The sequence below is a fragment of the Achromobacter sp. B7 genome (genome assembly GCF_003600685.1).
Classification (GTDB): Bacteria; Pseudomonadota; Gammaproteobacteria; order Burkholderiales; family Burkholderiaceae_B; genus Achromobacter; species Achromobacter spanius_B.
The window spans coordinates 3582800-3600148 of record NZ_CP032084.1; the positions used below are offsets into that span (position 1 = coordinate 3582800).

Sequence of the window (17349 nt, forward strand, 5' to 3'; positions counted from 1 at the left end):
GGCAAAAAAAAATGCCCCGGAGGGCACTCCTACGGCAAAAAAACCCGTTACAGGAACGGGCTTTTTTGAAATATCAGGCTGCAGCGTCGCGGACTTCTCCACGCTCCGGCTTGTCGGATTCGCCGGCTTCGTCCGCATAGATAAGCAAGGGCTTGCCCTCGCCTTCGATTGCGTTCTCGTCGACGACCACACGCTTTACGTTGCCCTGCGAAGGCAACTCATACATGGTGTCCAACAGCGTTTGTTCGATTATCGAACGCAAGCCCCGGGCACCCGTCTTACGCTTGAGCGCCTTGCGGGCGATCGCCTTCAATGCCGCAGGACGCAGGTCCAGCTCGGCGCCTTCCATGGCGAACAGCTTCTGGAATTGCTTGAGCAAAGCGTTTTTCGGCTCGGTAAGGATCTGAACCAATGCCGCTTCGTCCAGCTCGTCCAGCGTGGCGACCACGGGCAGACGACCCACCAGTTCCGGGATCAAGCCGAACTTGATCAGATCTTCGGGTTCGACTTCCGAGAACAGCTCGCCTACACCGCGTTCGGATTTGGCACGTACCGAGGCCGAGAACCCGATGCCGGACTTTTCGGTACGGTCACGGATGACCTTTTCCAGTCCGTCGAAGGCGCCGCCCACGATGAACAGGATGTTGGTCGTGTCCACTTGCACGAAGTCCTGGTTCGGATGCTTGCGTCCGCCTTGCGGGGGCACCGAGGCAACCGTACCTTCGATCAGCTTGAGCAGCGCCTGCTGCACGCCTTCGCCGGAAACGTCGCGCGTAATGGACGGGTTGTCCGACTTGCGGGAAATCTTATCGATTTCGTCGATGTAGATAATGGCGCGTTGCGCTTTCTCGACTTCGTAGTTGCAGTTTTGCAGCAACTTCTGAATGATGTTCTCGACGTCTTCGCCGACGTAGCCGGCTTCGGTCAGCGTCGTGGCGTCAGCCATGACGAAAGGCACATTCAGCATGCGCGCCAAAGTCTGCGCCAACAGCGTCTTGCCCGAGCCCGTGGGCCCGATCAGCATGATGTTGCTCTTGGAGAGCTCGACTTCGTCACCCTTGATCTCGCCGTGACGAATGCGCTTGTAATGGTTGTAAACCGCCACGGCCAGCATGCGCTTGGGCGAGTTCTGCCCAATGACGTACTGATCGAGGAAGGTCTTGATTTCGGCCGGAGTGGGCAGCTCGGAACGAATCGCCGCGCGCGCGGTCGCTTGCGCTTCCTCGCGGATGATGTCGTTGCACAGATCTATGCATTCATCACAGATGAACACCGACGGACCCGCGATCAGCTTGCGGACTTCATGCTGGCTTTTATTGCAAAACGAGCAATGCAGCACTTTTGCGTCTGCCGATCCCTTTTTTTCAGGCATATTTGTTTCGTATCTCAGGTAAAGACGCGCCAGACCGATAACGGGTCCAGCGCATGCGCTTACTCAAACTTGGTGGCAGCGGGTTCGGATCAACCTGGAAGTCAGCCTTCCGAGCGGGAGCTCATCACCTTGTCCACCAATCCATACGATACCGCATCTTCGGCGGACATGAAGTTGTCACGTTCCGTGTCCAGGCCGATTCGCTCCATCGACTGGCCGGTGTTGTCGGCCAGGATCCGGTTAAGACGTTCGCGCAGGTCCAGGATCTCGCGAGCCTGGATCTGGATGTCGGACGCTTGGCCCTGGGCGCCGCCCGACGGCTGGTGGATCATGATCCGGGAGTTGGGCAGCGTGAAACGCTTGCCCTTCTTGCCAGCCGCCAGCAGGAACGCGCCCATGCTGGCCGCCAGGCCGGTGCACAGGGTCGATACGTCCGGCTTGATGAACTGCATGGTGTCAAAAATGGCCATTCCCGCATACACGGACCCGCCAGGCGAGTTGATGTACAGGGAAATGTCCTTGTCAGGATTCTCCGATTCCAGGAACAGCAACTGCGCCACAACCAGGTTGGCCGTTGCGTCATTGACCGGACCCACCAGGAAAATGAGCCGTTCGCGGAGCAGACGCGAATAGATGTCGTAGGCGCGCTCGCCGCGCCCCGACTGCTCGATAACCATGGGAATGTAGCCCAGGCCGGTGGGGGTCACCGAAGACCCGCCATTCATTGCCGCATAGAAATCGGTGAATCTCTGCATAGTGTTACGCCATCCCCATCAACTGATCGAAAGGCACCTTTTCTTCGGTGACCTTAGCTTTTTCCAGAACGTGCGCGACGACATTGTCTTCCAGCACGATAGCCTCGATTTCAGCACGACGCTGGCGGTCAGCCAGGTAATAGCTGACAACCTGAGCGGGTTGTTCGTAGTTTTCCGCGAATTCTTCAATGCGCGCACGAACTTGCTCGGGCTTGGCTTGCAACTGGGCTTGCTTGACCAGTTCCGACACCAGCAGGCCCAGGCGGACACGGCGTTCGGATTCGCTCGAGAAAGCTTCAGCCGGGATCGGCACGGACTCGGCGTTGGGGATGCCACGCTGCTTGAGCTCTTCGCGGGCAGCGGCGACACGGCCTTGAACGTCGTTGTCGACCAGCGCCTTCGGTACGTCGAACTTGCCGGCTTCGACCAAGGCGTCCATGACGCTGGACTTGGTGCGGCCAGCCGAACGGACCTTGACTTCGCGTTCGATGTTGCTGCGGATGTCGGCCTTCAGCTTTTCGACGTCGCCTTCGGCTTGGCCGAGGGACTTGGCGAATTCGCTGTTCAGTTCGGGCAGAACGCCTTCAGCCACTTCCTTGACGGTAATGGTGAATTCGGCGGTCTTGCCGGCGACTTCCACACCTTGGTAGTCATCCGGGAACTTCAGTTCGAAGACCTTGGTTTCGCCAGCCTTCAGGCCGCGAGCGGCTTCTTCGAATTCCGGCAGCATGCGGCCTTGGCCGAGCACGAACGGGAAGTCTTCGGCCTTGCCGCCTTCGAACGGCACGCCGTCGATGGTGCCGGCGAAGTCCAGCGTGACGCGGTCGCCATCTTGCGCGGCGCGGCCTTCACGGGCTTCGAACGTGGCGCGCTGCTTGCGCAGAACGTCCAGCGTTTGTTGAACTTCGGCGTCGGTGACGGCGGTTTCGTAGCGCGTGACAGCCAGCGCCGACAGATCCGGCACGGCAACTTCGGGGTAGACCTCGAACGTGGCGGTGAACGCCAGCGTGTCGTCGGTAACGCCTTCAGTCTTGGGTTCGAGGTTCGGGGCGCCAGCGACGCGCAGCTTGGCGCCGTCGATGGCTTGTTCGAAGGCACGGCCAACTTGGCTATTGATCACGTCGTAGCGAATGCTGGGGCCATGGCTACGCTCGAGCATGGCGAGCGGAGCTTTACCCGGGCGGAAGCCGGGGACCTTGGCGGTGCGAGCCACGCGCTTTAATTGCGCCTGGACTTCCTTTTCGACGTCGGCCACCGAGACGGCCAGATCAACACGGCGCTCCAGGCCGGAGAGGGTTTCAACCACAGGCTGCATTAAAAGACCTATTTTCCGAGAGATGAGATTACGGGCGGATAAACACGCCATTTTACCGGAAACTTCCGGAACCCTGACGCAAAGGGGCGCGAGCCCCGGAATTGCCCGGATACTCGCGCCCCGTTTTCCGCCCGAAAAGGGAGGGCGAACGTCGCTTTGACGCCTTATTTGGCCTTGGCGATGCGGTCTTCGATGTGTTGAGCGCGCTTGGCCGAGGACGGGTGCGAGCTCATCATATCGCTCTTGCCGCCATCAAGCTCGGCAAGCTTCTGGAAAGCCGTGACCAAACCCCGCGTATTGAGCTTCTTGGCCTGCAACTGATCGAACGAATAGTCGTCCGCGGCGCTTTCCTGCGATTGCGAGAACTGCGCGTTGATGAACTTTTCGGTCAGGTCGCCCAATTGCGACGAATTCAGAGCTGCGACCGTGGCGCCCCCCGCGGCACCGGCGGCATCGCGCGCGGCGGACACGGTGTAGGCAGTTTGCATGGCCTTCTTGCTATGGCCCAGCGCAACGTGGCCGATTTCGTGGCCGACCACGCCCATGACTTCGTCGTCCGTCATCATGTCCATCAAGCCGCTATAGACGCGGATGCAGCCGTTGGCCATGGCCCAGGCATTGACGTCCTTGGTGATGTAGACCTTGTAGTTGGCCTTTTGACCATTGACAGTGCCGCCCAGCGCCTTGGCGATCTTTTGCAGACGCGCATCGTACTTGCTGCCCGGCGCGGCAATCTTTTCTTGGGAATCGCTTTGCGCGCACGCCTTGTCCGACAAGGTCTTGATTTCGGCGTCGCTCAAGGTGGCAGCTTGCACAACCTTGCTGCCAGCGCCCACCAGGCCGCCGATGTCGAAGGCATGCGACGCGGAATAAGGGGCAAGCGCGACGGTCAACGCGGCAACGGTGTAGCGGATCTTCATGGGAACAAACTCCTCTTGACTGACTCTATGCGAGCGAGGCGGCAATTCTATATATGCCGAAAGCGCTCCAAGCGTTTCGCCACAGAGTTTCGCAAATGGCAGTTTCGCTTACATAAAAGTCGGGCAAACCCTGTGCGGAAGTGCTAGCGGGCCGTGACGACATGACGCGGCTTTGTCATAAAAATCTGCTGCCGGCGTCGTCTTGGCGTTGTTAGAATTGCCGCCGCGCTTTTATCGCAAACAACAAATGGCTCGCACCCAACATGATTGAACCCTCCCCTCCCCGCCTGGGCCTATTGCCCAGTTTGATCTTCAGTTCGCGCTGGCTGCAATTGCCGCTGTACCTTGGGCTGATCGTGGCGCAAGGCGTCTACGTCATGCTGTTCCTGAAAGAGCTATGGCACCTGCTGACCCACGCCAACAGCTTTGGCGAAATGGAAATCATGCTGCTGGTGTTGGGCTTGATCGACGTGGTCATGATCTCGAACCTGCTTGTCATGGTGATCGTCGGCGGATACGAAACCTTCGTGTCACGACTGCGCTTGCAGAATCATCCGGATCAACCGGAATGGCTAAGCCACGTGAACGCCAGCGTGCTGAAGGTGAAACTGGCGATGGCGATCATCGGCATCTCGTCCATCCACTTGCTGCGCACGTTCATCGAAGCCGGCACGATTGGCACGCCGAACGCGCGTTTCACCGAAGCCGGCGTCATGTGGCAAACAATCATCCACGCGTTGTTCATACTGTCCGCATTGGGTATCGCGCTGGTCGACAAGCTGTCGACTCCGGCCGTGCATAAGCACTAAGGCACTAAGGCACTAAGACACCTAGGCATTAAGACGCGCGCGCCAACGCGTTGCGTTTGTCGTAAAAAAAAGCCTCCACACATTGCGTGTGGGGGCTTTTTTATGGGCCGAACACCGGGCGCACCCGGGGCGCTACCCGCAAAGCGTCAGGACGCGACCTTGATGTTCTTGGCGCTGGGACCCTTGGGACCGGTACCAACCTCGAAGGTGACGCGCTGGTTTTCCTGCAGGGACTTATAGCCTTCGCTGCGGATTTCGGAGTAATGGGCGAAAAGGTCTTTGCTGCCGTCGTCGGGCATGATGAAGCCGTAACCCTTTTCGGCGTTGAACCACTTAACGATGCCGGTTGCCATGGATTGTCCTTGAACCTAAAAGATGCGATTTCTCGCGGGGCGCCAGATCATCAAGGATGGGAGAGGAAGCAACCGCAGCACCACTGACGGCGACAAGTTGACGCAGACCGCGTCGCTTGAAAATCTCGCTGAACTCAGTGTATTGGTGAACCCGGAAAAACGTCAAATATGCGAATGGTCGACGCACGCGCGAAGCTTGTCGGCAGGCGCGGGCCATATAACGACGAATATTTTCACATTGGTATGAAAAGATACATGCCGATACCCACTGACTTCGCGTCAGCGCATGGGGTGCAAGCTCGGTCAGCCGGCAAATCCGCCGGCAGCCAGGAACTCATGTTCGGCCTGAGTGGTCTGTCGCCCCAACACGGCATTGCGATGCGGGAAGCGACCAAAGCGCTTGATGATGTCCCGATGCAAGATGGCCCAGCGCAGCGTATCCGGCTCCAGCGGCTCCATCAGCGCAACCCCACGATTTTGCATGACCAGGCTTTCCGAATGCTCGAACGGCATGTAGAAGAACTGCCGCATCACCGGCTGCACCGCCAGATCGTGCCCTGCCGCGATAGCCCGTTCGGCGAAATACTGCGCCAATGGGTCGGTGGCGAACATATGCGCCGTGCCGCGATACGCGTTGCGAGGAAACTGATCCAGCAAAATCATCAGGGCCAGCGCGCCATCGGCATCTTCTTGCCAGGCGTCCAGCTGCCGCGATGCGGCGGCCCAATGCGCCGTTTCGAAGCGCTGCCGGAACTCGGCGTCGAACGCATCGCTTTTGCGATACCACTGCTGCGGCCCTGCATCGGCCCAGAAGGCCACGACGTCGGTCGCTTGCGTGGTTAGGGCCATTGGCGAAGAAGCAGTCATGGAAGCCGTCCTGAAGGCATTGAAGCGGTACAGGCCAGCGCGGCGCTGTGGCCGTGCTGGCAGATGCAGAATAGCGCGCCGCAAAAACAAAAAAAGCCCCCGAAGGGGCTTTTTTGCGAAAACTCAGACCTTTACAGGACCTGAATCTTCGTGGCTTGCGGGCCCTTGGGGCCATTGGCCGTCACAAAGCTGACGCGCTGGTTCTCTTCCAGAGACTTGAAGCCAGAACCCTGGATTTCGGAGAAGTGAGCGAACAGATCCTTACCACCCGCTTCCGGGGTGATGAAGCCATAGCCTTTTTCCGAATTGAACCACTTAACGACGCCGGTTTCCATACTGTATTTCCTAGAGATAATGGGCAAATGCCCGGAGGTCACGAATCAATCAAGGAGGGGACAGTAGAACAATAACGCTGAGCCGGAAAAGGCACGGCACTGAACGAAAATCGCAACGCTTGTGATCGTGTGCCGACACTATCGTTATGTTCCCCTCACAAGTCAACATAATCCTAAAAAATACGTGCCAATAATGCAACAAAGAGAAACTGCGTTGAAAATTTGCACGTTTTCATAGGCAAAACTTGTCCCTGCATAGGTGTAAACACCCATACAACATAAAAAAACAATCGGGGCTTATATAAATGCTGTCTTAACGCATACGTCTTTCATACGTCATTCGGATCAGCACTTTGGTTTGCCGTCAGGCTTACTGGTCGATAGGTAAACCCAACAGATCGAGAGCCGCGCCAAAAGCATCGGATCCCGAGCAAAGGAAAACCGCCACGTCGCCGGGATTCATATTTTCCAGGACCTGGTCGATTTGTTCTTGCGCATTATCAACATTGTCGACATTTGAAGCGTGTATATCCGCTCCGGCTTCGACTTTTTCGATGGGGACGATGTCAGCGATCGCATTGAGATCGGTTACGCCCACCACCACGTAGACGCTGATGGGCTCGCCATCCAGCGTCGTGAGCAGCTCGACGCCGCCCTCTACGTCGGCAAGGTGCCGACTTACTATTTCCATGTTCACTCTTCCTTGATCAGCGGGCTGGGCCCGCTTGGACGCACGCACCGTGAAGGTGCAATCTCACGCCCAGGCGCGACTATAACAGCCTTCGCCTAATGTTTTTTGACATTTGGGCCCAGCGACTGGCGAGCGGCCCCAGACGTGGCCGCTACGCTACGGCAGCGCACCCCTGCATCGGTCAGCACGCGGATCAGCGGCTTCTGGGCGGCCAGGAACGCATTCTTGTCATCGCCGGTGAGCTTGCAGATGAACATCTGCGCCTGCAGCTGCGTGCGGCGCGCCCTGCGGTTGTCGGCTTCCTGGGCCAGCCATTCGCCGATCCAGGCGGCGGCCGCGTCGGCGTCGCCTTGTTGCTTGACGTGGCCAAGCAGGTCGAAAATCGTCACGCCTTCGATGCGCTCGTCTTCGCCACGCGTCAGGTAAAGCTTGGCGGCCTGGCCCGAATAACCGGGGATCACCGCAAGGCAATCGCGTTCAGCGGGTTTCTTCATAAAGTTCTGTAGGTAAGTGTCGGTTGTCGAGAACCATCGACTGTAACCCGGCCTTGCGCACCGTCGCATTCACGCCACGGAACTCTGCTATTGTCAGCCTACTATTTTTCTTACGGTGAACATCATGCAACGCGATTTCGACTTGGTCGTCACGATTCTTGGCGCCCTGCGCGACGCGCCCGGCCCCAACCTGAGCACGCACGACATCAAGAACGCCGCTTTGGCGCCGCACCCCGAAGAACAGGGCTTGCAGGTCATTGCGCATCATCTGGACCTGTTGGCCGATGCCGGCCTGGTCAAGCAAGTGAGCGAAACCGCCGCCAATGCCGGTGCCGCGCGCTGGCGTATCACGTGGAAGGGATACGACGCGCTGGAGCAGGATGAGGACGACGAGGACGACGCCGAGGAATTCGACGCCGAAGAGTGATGTAAAGGCTACAGATAAAGGCTCAGCGGCGTTGCAGGATGCGCCGCGTGAGCAAGGATGCCGCGGTGCCGATCACCAGGCTGAACATGAAGGCGGCGATGGACAGCATCGCCGACAAGTCGCCAAAGCCGCCTTGATGAGATAGCAGCACAACGGCAGCGCAGATGGCCACGGCCAGGGCCAGCACGCCCAGCAGCACTTGCTTGACCGAGCGCAGGCGGCCACAAAGCGAACCGCCGATCAGCGCGGCCGCCACCATGGCGGCCATGGACCAGAACAAATATTCGTACTGCATGCGAACGTCTCCCCCGTAATCGTTGAGGCGTGCGCATTATAGGCGGCCCCCTGCGGGGCGCCGATTCACCAGCCGCGAAACCGTTCCCAGTGCGCCACCACGCCGGGCTCGCCGGGTCGAACGACTTCGTAGGCCTCGTGCTGGGCACACGTTGCGCAGGCGTGGTTGGGCAGGATGCGCAGCTTGGTACCCAGGGGCAGGTCCGGCAGGCGGGCAGTGCTGCCCGCGCGCAATTTGATGATGCCCTGCTCCTGGTTGGTTTCGGCCAACAGCAGATCGGGGTAGACGTTTCCCTTTACGTCGCAGACCACGCCGTACAACTGGTCGACGGCCTGCTTGGCGGTGCCGCGGTCGCGCGACATGGCCATCCACCCGGCGTCAACCAGTATCCAGCCCTTATCCGGCTGGTGTCCGATCACCGTGGTGAGCACCGAGGCGGCGATGTCGTCCATTGAGCAGACGCCCAGGCCCGCCATCACCAAGTCGAAAAACACATACACGCCCGCGCGCACTTCCGTCACGCCGTCCAGGTTGCGGGCGAAATGGGCGGTGGGTGTCGACCCCACACTCACAACCGGGCACGGCAGTCCAGCCGCACGGATGGTCTGGGCGCAGCCGACCGCAGCGGCGCGCTCTTGCTCGGCCATGTCGGCGATGGCGTCGACGCTGTGGCAGCCATAGGATTCGCCGGCGTGCGTCATGACACCGCGCAGGCTGTCGGCCGCGTGCAGCACCCGCGCAATGGCCAGCAATTGCTCGGCATTACCCGGCTGCACCCCTGCCCGGTGGCCGTCGCAATCGATTTCGATCAACGCGGGTATCCCGCCGCCGCTGGTCTGCGCCTGCGCCGCTACCGCGCGCGCCGCGTCCAGGCTGTCGACAACCACCGTCAGGTCCACGCCGCGCTGGCGCAGCGCCAGCACACGCGGCAGCTTGCCCGGCGACACGCCCACCGCGTAGAGCAGATCGGTGACGCCGGCGGCCGCAAATTGCTCTGCTTCCTGCAAGGTCGAAACAGCGGCCGGCCCGTGGGGGCCGCTCATCACCCGGCGCGCCACCTCGATCGACTTGGGCGTTTTCAGGTGTGGGCGCAGTCGCACGCCGTGCTTGGCCATCAGGGTGGCCAGCCGTTGGATATTGCGCGTCATGCGCGTTTCGTCCAGCAGCAGGCATGGGGTTTCAAGGCTGTCGACGGTGGCGGCAAGGGTGGCGGGAGTCATAAGCGGGTCTCGAAAAAGGCGAAGACAATGCGGAATATTCTGATTTGGTCGGTCCAAGTATGGCGTGACGCAACGCGCACGTGTTTAATGTCAGCTTAATTTTTCATTAAGTCAAAACTGAATGATCACAACGGACGACCTGCGATTTTTCCTGAGTCTCGCGGCGACGCCCTCGCTTGCGCAGGCCGCCCGGGCGCTGGACGTGACGCCCCCGGCCGTTACGCAACGGCTGCATGCACTGGAAAAGCGTCTGGGCGTCCGCCTGGTAAACCGATCCGGCAAAGGCACCGCACTGACCGACGAAGGCCGTCTATTGGCGTTGCGCGCCGGCCAGATCTGCGGCGAACTCGGCGATCTGGCCGACGAATTGGCCGGCCGCCGGGGTGTGGTGGCGGGGCATTTGCGCGTCGTCGCGCCGCTGGGCTTCGGGCAACGCTACGTTGCCGCGCTGGTGGCGGAATTCCGAAAAACCAGCGGCAACATCACCGCAAGCCTGACGCTGTCCGATGGCCCTCCCCGCTTGGCCACGGACAACTGGGACGTCATGATCCACATCGGAGAGCTGCGCGACTCGACGTTGGTGGCCTACCCCCTGGCGCCCAACCGCCGCATCTTGTGCGCGTCGCCGGCGTACCTGGCGCGCCATGGCGCGCCCGCCAAACCGGAAGACCTGCGCGACCATGACTGCATCGCGCTGCGCGAAAACGACGAAGACGTGACCTTATGGCGATTCAAGCGCGGCCGAGGCCCCGCCGTGGGCGTACGCGTATCGCCGGTGCTGTCCAGCAACACCGGCGCGGCCGCCGTGCAGTGGGCCTTGGCCGGGCACGGCATCGTTGCGCGTTCGGAATGGGACGTGGCGGAACATCTAAAGGCGCGCGCGCTGGTGCCGCTGCTGGCGGGGTGGAGCTTGCCGGATGCCAACGTCGTGGCGCTGGTCAAGTCGCGCCAGGAGCAATCGGCCCGCACCGGCGGTTTCCTGGCGCATCTGCGCGAAGCCTTCGCCTCGACGCCCTGGCGCGACAAGCCCTAGCCAAAGCCCATGTCAATCCAGCATGGCTTCCGCTTCGATCTCCACCAGCCATTCCGGCAGTGACAGCCCGCTGACGATGATCCATGAGGACGGCGGCGGGTCTTTCGGAAAGCGAGCGCGCAGCGCCTGGGCGATCACTTCCTGATCCTCTCGCGCGGTCTCGCAGATGTAGATGCGCAGCATGATGACCTGGGCCAGGTTGGCGCCCGCGGCGGCCAGCACACGTTCGATATTGTCCAGTGCCGCCTGGGTTTGTTCTTGCAGCCCGGGGCCAACGGTGCGTTCGTTAATGTCGACACCAACCTGGCCAGACAACAGCATTCTGCGCTGCCCGGTAACGATCACCGCCTGGCTGAAGCCGTACTGGACGGTGTTGAAAACGGTATCGGGATTGACAACGGTTCTGGACATGCGTGCTCCTGTGAACGGCGCGCCCCCACAGCACGCCGGAGCCGCCATTCTAGCGACGCCTTGCTTTACAGCGGGACGCGTGCCACCCCCTGCCGGCGCGCGCCGGGCAAAGCCACCAGCAACACGATCGCGCCAGCTACCGTGGCAGTCCAGAATCCGGCTTGCACGCCATGGTGATCCACGACCCAGCCCGCTATCGCCGCGCCCGCCGCAACGCCGGCCCCCAGCCCGGTAACCAGCCAGGTCAGCCCCTCCGTCAGACGCTGGCCGGGCACGCTGCTTTCCACCAATGCCATCGCGATGATCATGGTGGGCGCGAAGGACAGGCCGGCCAGCAACACGCCCAACGCCAAGGTCACCAGGTCGTTCACCAGCAGCAGCGGCAACGTCGTGAATGCCGTCACGGCCGCCGCGATCGATAGCAGGCGGGCCAGCGGCATCTGGAACTTCATGACACCGAACACCAGCCCCGCCACGCACGAACCCAGTGCGTAGGTGGATAGCACAAGGCTTGCCCCCGCCGGCACGCCCTGAGCGCGGGCGAAGGCCACGCTCAAGACGTCGATGGTGCCCACGATGACGCCCATGGCCGCCATCATGGCCACCAGCGCGAACATCGACGGCATGCGCAACACCGACGCCTGCCGCCCGGCCGGGACGGCCTGCACCGTGGGCGCCGTGGCGGGCTGCAAGACGAAAGCCGTCACACCCACCGCCAACAGCAACGCGGCAACCAGCGGCCCCGCTTGCGGAAACAACGCCACGCTAAGGCCCACGGCCAAGGGCGGACCCAGGATGAAGCTGACCTCGTCAGCGACCGACTCCAGCGCATAGGCGGTACGCAGTTGCGGCTGGTCGCGAAAGATCTCGGTCCAACGCGCACGGATCATCGCGGGCATGCTGGGCAACGTGCCCGCCAGCGCGGCAAACAGGAACAGCGTCCAGTCCGGCGCGTTCCACTCTACGCAGGCCGATAAACCAAGCAATGCGGCCACGCAGATCCCCGCAGCGACGGGCAGCACGCGCCCTTGCCCATGACGGTCCACCAGCCGCGAAATGCGCGGGGCCAGCAACGCGGTCGCCAACGCAAACGTGGCGGCAACAGCGCCCGCCATGCCGTAAGCACCCCGCACTTCCGACAGCATCGTGATGATGCCGATCCCGATCATCGGCAAAGGCAGGCGCGCGATGGCGCCGGCCAGGACGAAACCAAGGGCGCCTGGCGCGTTGAATAACTCACGATACGGATTGGACACCGAAGACCTTTTGCTGATTGGGTGGACAGGCGGATCCTATTCACATACATTCCGTATGTCAATTAACCTGCGCACCGTATGTCATGGGAGACGCACATGCCCCGCACCCGCGCGGAAATGATCGAAGCGACTCGCGCCAAGCTGCTTGCCACCGCCCGTCACGCGTTCGAACACGTCGGTTATGCCGCCACGTCCATGGACGATCTGACCGCCCGGGTCGGGTTGACGCGAGGAGCCTTGTATCACCATTTCAATGACAAACAAGGCTTGCTTGCCGCCGTGGTCCAACAGATCGACGACGATATGGACCGGCGCTTGAAGGATATTTCGGATCAAGCTCCGGACGCGTGGACGGCGCTGCGCGAACGCTGCCGCGCGTATTTGCGAATGGCAACCGAACCGGCCATTCGGCGGATTGTGTTGCAAGACGCGCCGGCGGTGCTGGGCGCGGGGCCGAACGCGGCGCAGTCGCAGTGCGTTGCCTCCATGGCGGCGTTGCTGAAGCAACTGATCGACGACGGGCTCATTGAAACCGCCGACCCCCGGGCCATCGCCAATTTCATCAATGGCGGGCTGACGGACAGCGCGTTATGGATCGCCGGTTCGGCCGGCGAATCGGATCGCCTTGATGATGCGCTGCACACCCTGGACTTGATGCTTCGTGGCTTGCGACGCAGGCCTTGATACGGTCCGGCTTGGGTCGGGGTCTGAGTCTGGACCCGGTCAGGAGCCGGATCGAGACACGCCGCAAGGAACCTCCGCGCCCGCGTTGTGCGCTTTCTGCAACGCACGTATTATCAAAGAATTTGCTTGTTTAAATTATCGGAGCGCCTGTGCCCCCCAGCCCCACCCTTGAGCCCGTCGCCCCCAGCGCTTCGTGGGCCGACCTGCTTCAAGGCGCCAATGCCCTGCGGTCGATTGCCCTGGCGGGCGGCGTCGCGCTGCACGCCATCAACGTTTATATCGTCACCACCATCCTGCCCACGGTGATCGAGGACATAGGCGGCCTGGAGTACTACGCCTGGAACACGACGCTGTTCGTGGTGACGTCCATCATCGGATCCGCGCTGTCGGCCAAGCTGATCGAAACACTAGGGCCGCGCAGCGCCTACCTGTTCGCCGTGGCCGTCTTCAGCGCCGGAGCCGTTATCTGCGCGATGGCCCCGGGCATGCCGGTGCTGCTGGCGGGACGCAGCGTGCAAGGGCTGGGCGGCGGCATTCTTTTCGCGTTGAGCTACGCATTGATCCGGCTGGTGTTCGACGCCCCGTTGTGGTCCCGCGCCATGGCCTTGGTGTCTTGCATGTGGGGCGTTGCAACGCTGTCCGGGCCCGCCATCGGCGGGATATTCGCGCAGTCGGGAAACTGGCGCCTGGCGTTCTGGGCCCTGTTACCGGTTGCCGCCGTGCTGGCGTTGATCGTCGCATTCAAGGTGGGCGGACGGGCGTCGGTACCGCCTGCGCCGCGCTCGGTGCTGCCGCTGCGCACATTGGCCTTGCTGGTCGCCTCCGTAATCGCCGTCACGCTGGCCAGCCTGTCGACGCAGCTAGTGTGGAACGTGGCGGGCATTGGGGCGGGGCTCATCATCGCCCTGCTTATCGCCCGGGTCGACGCCCGCGCTCGCCATCGCCTGCTGCCCACCGGCGCTTATAGCCTGCGCGCGCCGCTGGGCGCGTTGTACGCGACGATGTGCCTGGTGGTGGCCGCTATCGCCACCGAGATATTCGTGCCCTATTTCCTGCAAGTCATCCACGGCATGCCGCCGCTGAAGGCGGGCTACCTGACCGCTGCCATGGGCGCCGGCTGGACGCTGGCCGCCATGCCCAGCGCCACCCGGACGGGCCGCGACGCCGACCGGCTGATACGCATCAGCCCCATCGTGATCCTGGGGTCGCTGATCGGTCTGGGGATCATGACACCGCAGGCGTCACTGCTTGCCACCCCGGCCGGCCTGGGCGCGTACATCGTTGCGTTGGCGGGGGTGGGATTCGGCATCGGGCTGGCCTGGCCGCATCTTCTGACCAAAGTGTTCAACGCGGCGCCCAAGGGCGAAGAGACGCTGACGTCTTCGTCGATTACCACCGTGCAGCTCTATGCGGCGGCGGTAACGGCGGCACTGGCCGGCGTGGTCGTCAATAGCGCGGGGCTTGCCGACCCCGGCGGTGTCGAAGGGGCTCGGCATGCCGCGGGCTGGCTGTTCGCGGCGTTTGCATTGATGCCGGCACTGGCGCTGATCCTGCTGCCTCGCGTGACGCGGGCTGTGGCGCCGGGGCCGGATGCGTAACGCGCCTTGATTGGCGGCATCACGCAAGTCCACGCGATGCTGCCAATCGTCAGACCATTGGGGCCGAAATACAGCAAAGGCGGTATGGAACGTCACGCGCGTCTTTGCTACGCTCAGAAGCACCTGCAAAAGGTGGCGCCCATGAGCAACAAGATACGAGTCCTTTGCGTTCAACCGTCGTCGATGTCCGCGCGGTTCGCCTTCCTGGCGATTGCGGTGCGATGGTCGCTGGGCGCCACCCCCCGCCCCACCCGGCTGATGATCGGGCCCCACGACCTGGAGCCCATCGGCTCCGAACCGGCCTTTTGGCGCTTTGCATTACGGCATGCGCTGACCGGGCAATCGTTTTTGGTGACGCGCGGCGGCCACTGGGATGTGGCGGCGGCGGTGGACGGTGACGAGGTCCATGCATTTGGCCGTAAATTCGCGCTTAGCCAATGCTTGTACTGAACGCTCTTTGTTCCAGGCGTTTATTGTCAGCGCGTTGTTGCCAAGCCTACGCGCCGCATTCCGGCTTGCGGTGAAAAGCAGCCAGTTCCTCGGCTGTCCACCGCAGGCGTGCTTCGTCCTGGCAACACGAACGAAAAACCAAGGCGCCTACATCCAGGAAGCGGCTGACGTCCGCGTCGGTCAGCTTGCCCTGTACCTGCAACAGGCAGTCCGCATACGCGGACAACACGCCGTCCCAGCCGTCCAGCTGGTCCGGCGCGACCGGCTGGGAAATCATGCGCACCATCATTTCACTATGATCCATTCGGTGGTCCCCCCTCGGATACCGCACCGCCGGCCGCAGTGCTGCAACCGTTCGTAGAAAGCTTCCAGCAAGTGTCATGCCCAAAACCGTGCACGCCGGTGTCTACCTACCGCCCGGGCGCCGCATCCGGCGCCCTGCCCCGCAACAGCGCGTCGGGATGGGCCTGAAGATAATCCGCCAACTGCCGCAACGAACGCGCCGCGCGCCCCAACTCGCGCAGCGCCGTATCGGTATTTAGCGGCAACGCGGACTCGGGGGCCAGCAACGCGCTCACGGCCGCCAACGATTGGTTTGCTTGCCTCAGCACGGCCTGCGCCTCTGGCGCCAGGTGCGTATCCAGCCGCTTGACCAGACGCGAGGCGCCCCGAAGCGCCCCGGCCAGTTCCGTACCGATGGCATCGAACGGCACCTTGTCGACCTTGGTCAGGATGCTGTTCAACTGCTGTTGCAGCTGGTCCAGGTTATTGCGCACGGTGGGGATGAACGGTCGATCTTCCATCTTGAAAGTGGCGGCGGGCGCATCAGGAAATTCCGCCAGCGCGACATACAGCTGGCCGGTCAACAAGTTGCCGATGCGCAACTGCGCCCGGGTGCCCCGTGCGACCAAGGCTGTCATCAACCTGCCGCTGGGGTGTTTGACATCCGGGCCCGCGAAGTTCTTGATCTGGTGGAACGTTTTGTCGCCCAGCCGCTCCGGGTACAGCGTGGCGGATACCAGCGCGTAGAACTGTTTGGCCGACTGATCAAAGTCCAGGTCGATGGCGTCCACCTTGCCGACCGTGACGCCATACGCGTCGACAGGCGCCCCCACCACCAGCCCCCGCACAGATTGATCGAAACGCATGCGCACGTGTAGCGGCGCGCCGTCCGGTTCGGCCCGGGCCGACTCTTCGCTGGAGAAAAGCGGGAACGCCGCGCCCGCCGCCGCGGGCTGGCTGGCCGCCCGTTCCAGGGTGTCGAATGCCACGCCCCCCACAATTACGGAAACCAGGGACTGGGACCGCATCTGCAAACCGCGCGCATCCACGCTGAAGTCGACGCCGCTGGCGTTCCAGAAGCGCGTGCTCTCATTGACGTAGGAATCGTTCGGCGCGTCGACGAACACCTGCACGTCGACCCCATCGCCGTCCTTGGCCAACCGGTAGTTCACCACCTGCCCCACGGCAATGCGGCGGTAGTACACGGGTGAGCCGACATCCAGCGAGCCCAGATCGTTGGCGTGTAGCGTGAAGCGCTTTCCGGCCCGGTCCTGCGCGACCTCGGGCGGCACTTCCAGACCGGTGAATTCGCTTTTACGCTCGCTGCGGGCGCCGCCCTTGCCCTGGCCGCCCGCTGGGTCCAGGCCAATATACGAGCCCGACAACAGCGTACCCAGGCCCGACACCCCGCTGAGCGTCAGCCGCGGGCGCACCACCCAAAATACCGTGCCGTCGCGCAACAGGTTGGCCGCGTCCTTGTCCACGCGGATCGTGACCACCACGCCCGTGCGGTCCTGGTTCAGGTTGACGCGTTCAACCAGGCCGACATTGACTTCTTTGTAGCGGACCTGCGTCTTGCCCGCTTCCAGGCCTTCGGCGGTCTGGAAGTGGACGGTAGCCGTGGGCCCTGCATTCAGCCAGGCCTGCACCACCAGCAGCAATCCGCCGATGACGGCCACCACCGGGACCAGCCAGATCCAGGAAACGCGGCGCCCCTTGCGCGGCGGCGTGCGAGCTGCGGCAGAACCAGACTCAGCCATCGAGGATGTCTCCTTCGTGTAC

At 62.1% G+C, this 17349-nt stretch carries 21 protein-coding genes; 6 read left to right on the top strand and 15 right to left on the bottom strand.

What is annotated here, in order from left to right; all coding sequences use genetic code 11:
* Positions 1-73 precede the first annotated feature (73 nt).
* The 4 genes from clpX to DVB37_RS16040 form a co-directional block, all read right to left on the bottom strand.
* Positions 74-1372, bottom strand: a complete 1299-nt coding sequence (gene clpX / locus DVB37_RS16025) for an ATP-dependent Clp protease ATP-binding subunit ClpX (RefSeq protein WP_046805799.1) — start codon at positions 1370-1372, stop codon at positions 74-76.
* Between the two features lie 101 nt (positions 1373-1473).
* A complete protein-coding gene (gene clpP / locus DVB37_RS16030) occupies positions 1474-2127 on the bottom strand; it encodes an ATP-dependent Clp endopeptidase proteolytic subunit ClpP (protein WP_006220183.1) in 654 nt (217 codons plus the stop codon).
* A gap of 4 nt (positions 2128-2131) precedes the next feature.
* Positions 2132-3442 carry a trigger factor gene (gene tig / locus DVB37_RS16035; RefSeq protein WP_120156164.1) on the bottom strand — a complete coding sequence of 437 codons (1311 nt, stop codon included), beginning with the start codon at positions 3440-3442 and terminating at the stop codon, positions 2132-2134.
* Between the two features lie 164 nt (positions 3443-3606).
* Entirely contained in the window at positions 3607-4362 is a 756-nt protein-coding gene (locus tag DVB37_RS16040) for a M48 family metalloprotease (protein WP_006220185.1), read from the bottom strand.
* Between the two features lie 263 nt (positions 4363-4625).
* Here DVB37_RS16040 and DVB37_RS16045 point away from each other — a divergent pair, with 263 nt between their 5' ends.
* The gene (locus DVB37_RS16045; RefSeq protein ID WP_046805801.1) at positions 4626-5171 is read left to right on the top strand and encodes a TIGR00645 family protein; all 546 of its coding nucleotides are present in this window, start codon (positions 4626-4628) and stop codon (positions 5169-5171) included.
* Positions 5172-5317: 146 nt separating this feature from the next.
* Here the strand turns inward: DVB37_RS16045 and DVB37_RS16050 are convergent, their stop codons facing one another.
* From DVB37_RS16050 to DVB37_RS16075, 5 genes are all read right to left on the bottom strand, one after another.
* Entirely contained in the window at positions 5318-5524 is a 207-nt protein-coding gene (locus DVB37_RS16050) for a cold-shock protein (protein WP_046805802.1), read from the bottom strand.
* Between the two features lie 303 nt (positions 5525-5827).
* A complete protein-coding gene (locus tag DVB37_RS16060; protein ID WP_104145014.1) occupies positions 5828-6391 on the bottom strand; it encodes a DUF924 family protein in 564 nt (187 codons plus the stop codon).
* Positions 6392-6522: 131 nt separating this feature from the next.
* Positions 6523-6726, bottom strand: a complete 204-nt coding sequence (locus tag DVB37_RS16065; protein WP_006220190.1) for a cold-shock protein — start codon at positions 6724-6726, stop codon at positions 6523-6525.
* Between the two features lie 370 nt (positions 6727-7096).
* On the bottom strand, positions 7097-7417 hold the full coding sequence (locus DVB37_RS16070; protein ID WP_046805804.1) for a hypothetical protein: 321 nt from the start codon (positions 7415-7417) through the stop codon (positions 7097-7099).
* Between the two features lie 95 nt (positions 7418-7512).
* Positions 7513-7911, bottom strand: coding sequence for a hypothetical protein (locus tag DVB37_RS16075; RefSeq protein ID WP_120156165.1), 399 nt, complete (start codon positions 7909-7911; stop codon positions 7513-7515).
* A gap of 124 nt (positions 7912-8035) precedes the next feature.
* On the opposite strand from DVB37_RS16075, the gene DVB37_RS16080 reads away from it, so the two are divergent.
* Entirely contained in the window at positions 8036-8338 is a 303-nt protein-coding gene (locus DVB37_RS16080) for a DUF2513 domain-containing protein (protein ID WP_046805836.1), read from the top strand.
* A gap of 22 nt (positions 8339-8360) precedes the next feature.
* Here the strand turns inward: DVB37_RS16080 and DVB37_RS16085 are convergent, their stop codons facing one another.
* Together DVB37_RS16085 and DVB37_RS16090 are read right to left on the bottom strand one after the other, a co-directional pair.
* Positions 8361-8633, bottom strand: a complete 273-nt coding sequence (locus tag DVB37_RS16085; protein ID WP_046805806.1) for a hypothetical protein — start codon at positions 8631-8633, stop codon at positions 8361-8363.
* A gap of 65 nt (positions 8634-8698) precedes the next feature.
* Positions 8699-9853 carry a DSD1 family PLP-dependent enzyme gene (locus tag DVB37_RS16090; protein WP_120156166.1) on the bottom strand — a complete coding sequence of 385 codons (1155 nt, stop codon included), beginning with the start codon at positions 9851-9853 and terminating at the stop codon, positions 8699-8701.
* Between the two features lie 121 nt (positions 9854-9974).
* On the opposite strand from DVB37_RS16090, the gene DVB37_RS16095 reads away from it, so the two are divergent.
* Entirely contained in the window at positions 9975-10886 is a 912-nt protein-coding gene (locus tag DVB37_RS16095; RefSeq protein WP_120156167.1) for a LysR family transcriptional regulator, read from the top strand.
* Between the two features lie 12 nt (positions 10887-10898).
* Here the strand turns inward: DVB37_RS16095 and DVB37_RS16100 are convergent, their stop codons facing one another.
* Complete coding sequence (locus DVB37_RS16100) at positions 10899-11297, bottom strand: RidA family protein (RefSeq protein WP_120156168.1); 399 nt, start codon at positions 11295-11297, stop codon at positions 10899-10901.
* 65 nt (positions 11298-11362) lie between these two features.
* Positions 11363-12553 (bottom strand): MFS transporter, encoded by a 1191-nt coding sequence (locus tag DVB37_RS16105; protein ID WP_120156169.1) that lies wholly within the window; start codon positions 12551-12553, stop codon positions 11363-11365.
* Positions 12554-12649: 96 nt separating this feature from the next.
* Here DVB37_RS16105 and DVB37_RS16110 point away from each other — a divergent pair, with 96 nt between their 5' ends.
* The 3 genes from DVB37_RS16110 to DVB37_RS16120 all read left to right on the top strand — a co-directional run bounded on the left by DVB37_RS16110 (position 12650) and on the right by DVB37_RS16120 (position 15285).
* The gene (locus tag DVB37_RS16110) at positions 12650-13237 is read left to right on the top strand and encodes a TetR/AcrR family transcriptional regulator (RefSeq protein ID WP_120156170.1); all 588 of its coding nucleotides are present in this window, start codon (positions 12650-12652) and stop codon (positions 13235-13237) included.
* A 149-nt stretch (positions 13238-13386) separates the two neighbouring features.
* On the top strand, positions 13387-14835 hold the full coding sequence (locus tag DVB37_RS16115; RefSeq protein ID WP_120156171.1) for an MFS transporter: 1449 nt from the start codon (positions 13387-13389) through the stop codon (positions 14833-14835).
* A gap of 141 nt (positions 14836-14976) precedes the next feature.
* Positions 14977-15285 carry a hypothetical protein gene (locus DVB37_RS16120; protein ID WP_046805838.1) on the top strand — a complete coding sequence of 103 codons (309 nt, stop codon included), beginning with the start codon at positions 14977-14979 and terminating at the stop codon, positions 15283-15285.
* Between the two features lie 46 nt (positions 15286-15331).
* Here DVB37_RS16120 and DVB37_RS16125 read toward each other — a convergent pair whose 3' ends face one another.
* Together DVB37_RS16125 and DVB37_RS16130 are read right to left on the bottom strand one after the other, a co-directional pair.
* Positions 15332-15589 (bottom strand): hypothetical protein, encoded by a 258-nt coding sequence (locus tag DVB37_RS16125; RefSeq protein ID WP_046805812.1) that lies wholly within the window; start codon positions 15587-15589, stop codon positions 15332-15334.
* Positions 15590-15695: 106 nt separating this feature from the next.
* Positions 15696-17327 (bottom strand): intermembrane transport protein PqiB, encoded by a 1632-nt coding sequence (locus DVB37_RS16130; RefSeq protein ID WP_120156172.1) that lies wholly within the window; start codon positions 17325-17327, stop codon positions 15696-15698.
* Between the last annotated feature and the right edge of the window lie 22 nt (positions 17328-17349).

What these genes read in the sequence shown, in the direction of transcription:
- DVB37_RS16040 (WP_006220185.1), bottom strand. Translation starts at nt 4,362, where the DNA reads ATGAAGATCCGCTACACCGTTGCCGCGTTGACCGTCGCGCTTGCCCCT.
- tig (WP_120156164.1), bottom strand. Translation starts at nt 3,442, where the DNA reads ATGCAGCCTGTGGTTGAAACCCTCTCCGGCCTGGAGCGCCGTGTTGAT.
- DVB37_RS16070 (WP_046805804.1), bottom strand. Translation starts at nt 7,417, where the DNA reads ATGGAAATAGTAAGTCGGCACCTTGCCGACGTAGAGGGCGGCGTCGAG.
- DVB37_RS16120 (WP_046805838.1), top strand. Translation starts at nt 14,977, where the DNA reads ATGAGCAACAAGATACGAGTCCTTTGCGTTCAACCGTCGTCGATGTCC.
- DVB37_RS16065 (WP_006220190.1), bottom strand. Translation starts at nt 6,726, where the DNA reads ATGGAAACCGGCGTCGTTAAGTGGTTCAATTCGGAAAAAGGCTATGGC.
- DVB37_RS16060 (WP_104145014.1), bottom strand. Translation starts at nt 6,391, where the DNA reads ATGACTGCTTCTTCGCCAATGGCCCTAACCACGCAAGCGACCGACGTC.
- DVB37_RS16090 (WP_120156166.1), bottom strand. Translation starts at nt 9,853, where the DNA reads ATGACTCCCGCCACCCTTGCCGCCACCGTCGACAGCCTTGAAACCCCA.
- clpP (WP_006220183.1), bottom strand. Translation starts at nt 2,127, where the DNA reads ATGCAGAGATTCACCGATTTCTATGCGGCAATGAATGGCGGGTCTTCG.
- DVB37_RS16080 (WP_046805836.1), top strand. Translation starts at nt 8,036, where the DNA reads ATGCAACGCGATTTCGACTTGGTCGTCACGATTCTTGGCGCCCTGCGC.
- DVB37_RS16100 (WP_120156168.1), bottom strand. Translation starts at nt 11,297, where the DNA reads ATGTCCAGAACCGTTGTCAATCCCGATACCGTTTTCAACACCGTCCAG.
- DVB37_RS16045 (WP_046805801.1), top strand. Translation starts at nt 4,626, where the DNA reads ATGATTGAACCCTCCCCTCCCCGCCTGGGCCTATTGCCCAGTTTGATC.
- DVB37_RS16075 (WP_120156165.1), bottom strand. Translation starts at nt 7,911, where the DNA reads ATGAAGAAACCCGCTGAACGCGATTGCCTTGCGGTGATCCCCGGTTAT.
- clpX (WP_046805799.1), bottom strand. Translation starts at nt 1,372, where the DNA reads ATGCCTGAAAAAAAGGGATCGGCAGACGCAAAAGTGCTGCATTGCTCG.
- DVB37_RS16085 (WP_046805806.1), bottom strand. Translation starts at nt 8,633, where the DNA reads ATGCAGTACGAATATTTGTTCTGGTCCATGGCCGCCATGGTGGCGGCC.
- DVB37_RS16050 (WP_046805802.1), bottom strand. Translation starts at nt 5,524, where the DNA reads ATGGCAACCGGCATCGTTAAGTGGTTCAACGCCGAAAAGGGTTACGGC.
- DVB37_RS16095 (WP_120156167.1), top strand. Translation starts at nt 9,975, where the DNA reads ATGATCACAACGGACGACCTGCGATTTTTCCTGAGTCTCGCGGCGACG.
- DVB37_RS16130 (WP_120156172.1), bottom strand. Translation starts at nt 17,327, where the DNA reads ATGGCTGAGTCTGGTTCTGCCGCAGCTCGCACGCCGCCGCGCAAGGGG.
- DVB37_RS16110 (WP_120156170.1), top strand. Translation starts at nt 12,650, where the DNA reads ATGCCCCGCACCCGCGCGGAAATGATCGAAGCGACTCGCGCCAAGCTG.
- DVB37_RS16125 (WP_046805812.1), bottom strand. Translation starts at nt 15,589, where the DNA reads ATGGATCATAGTGAAATGATGGTGCGCATGATTTCCCAGCCGGTCGCG.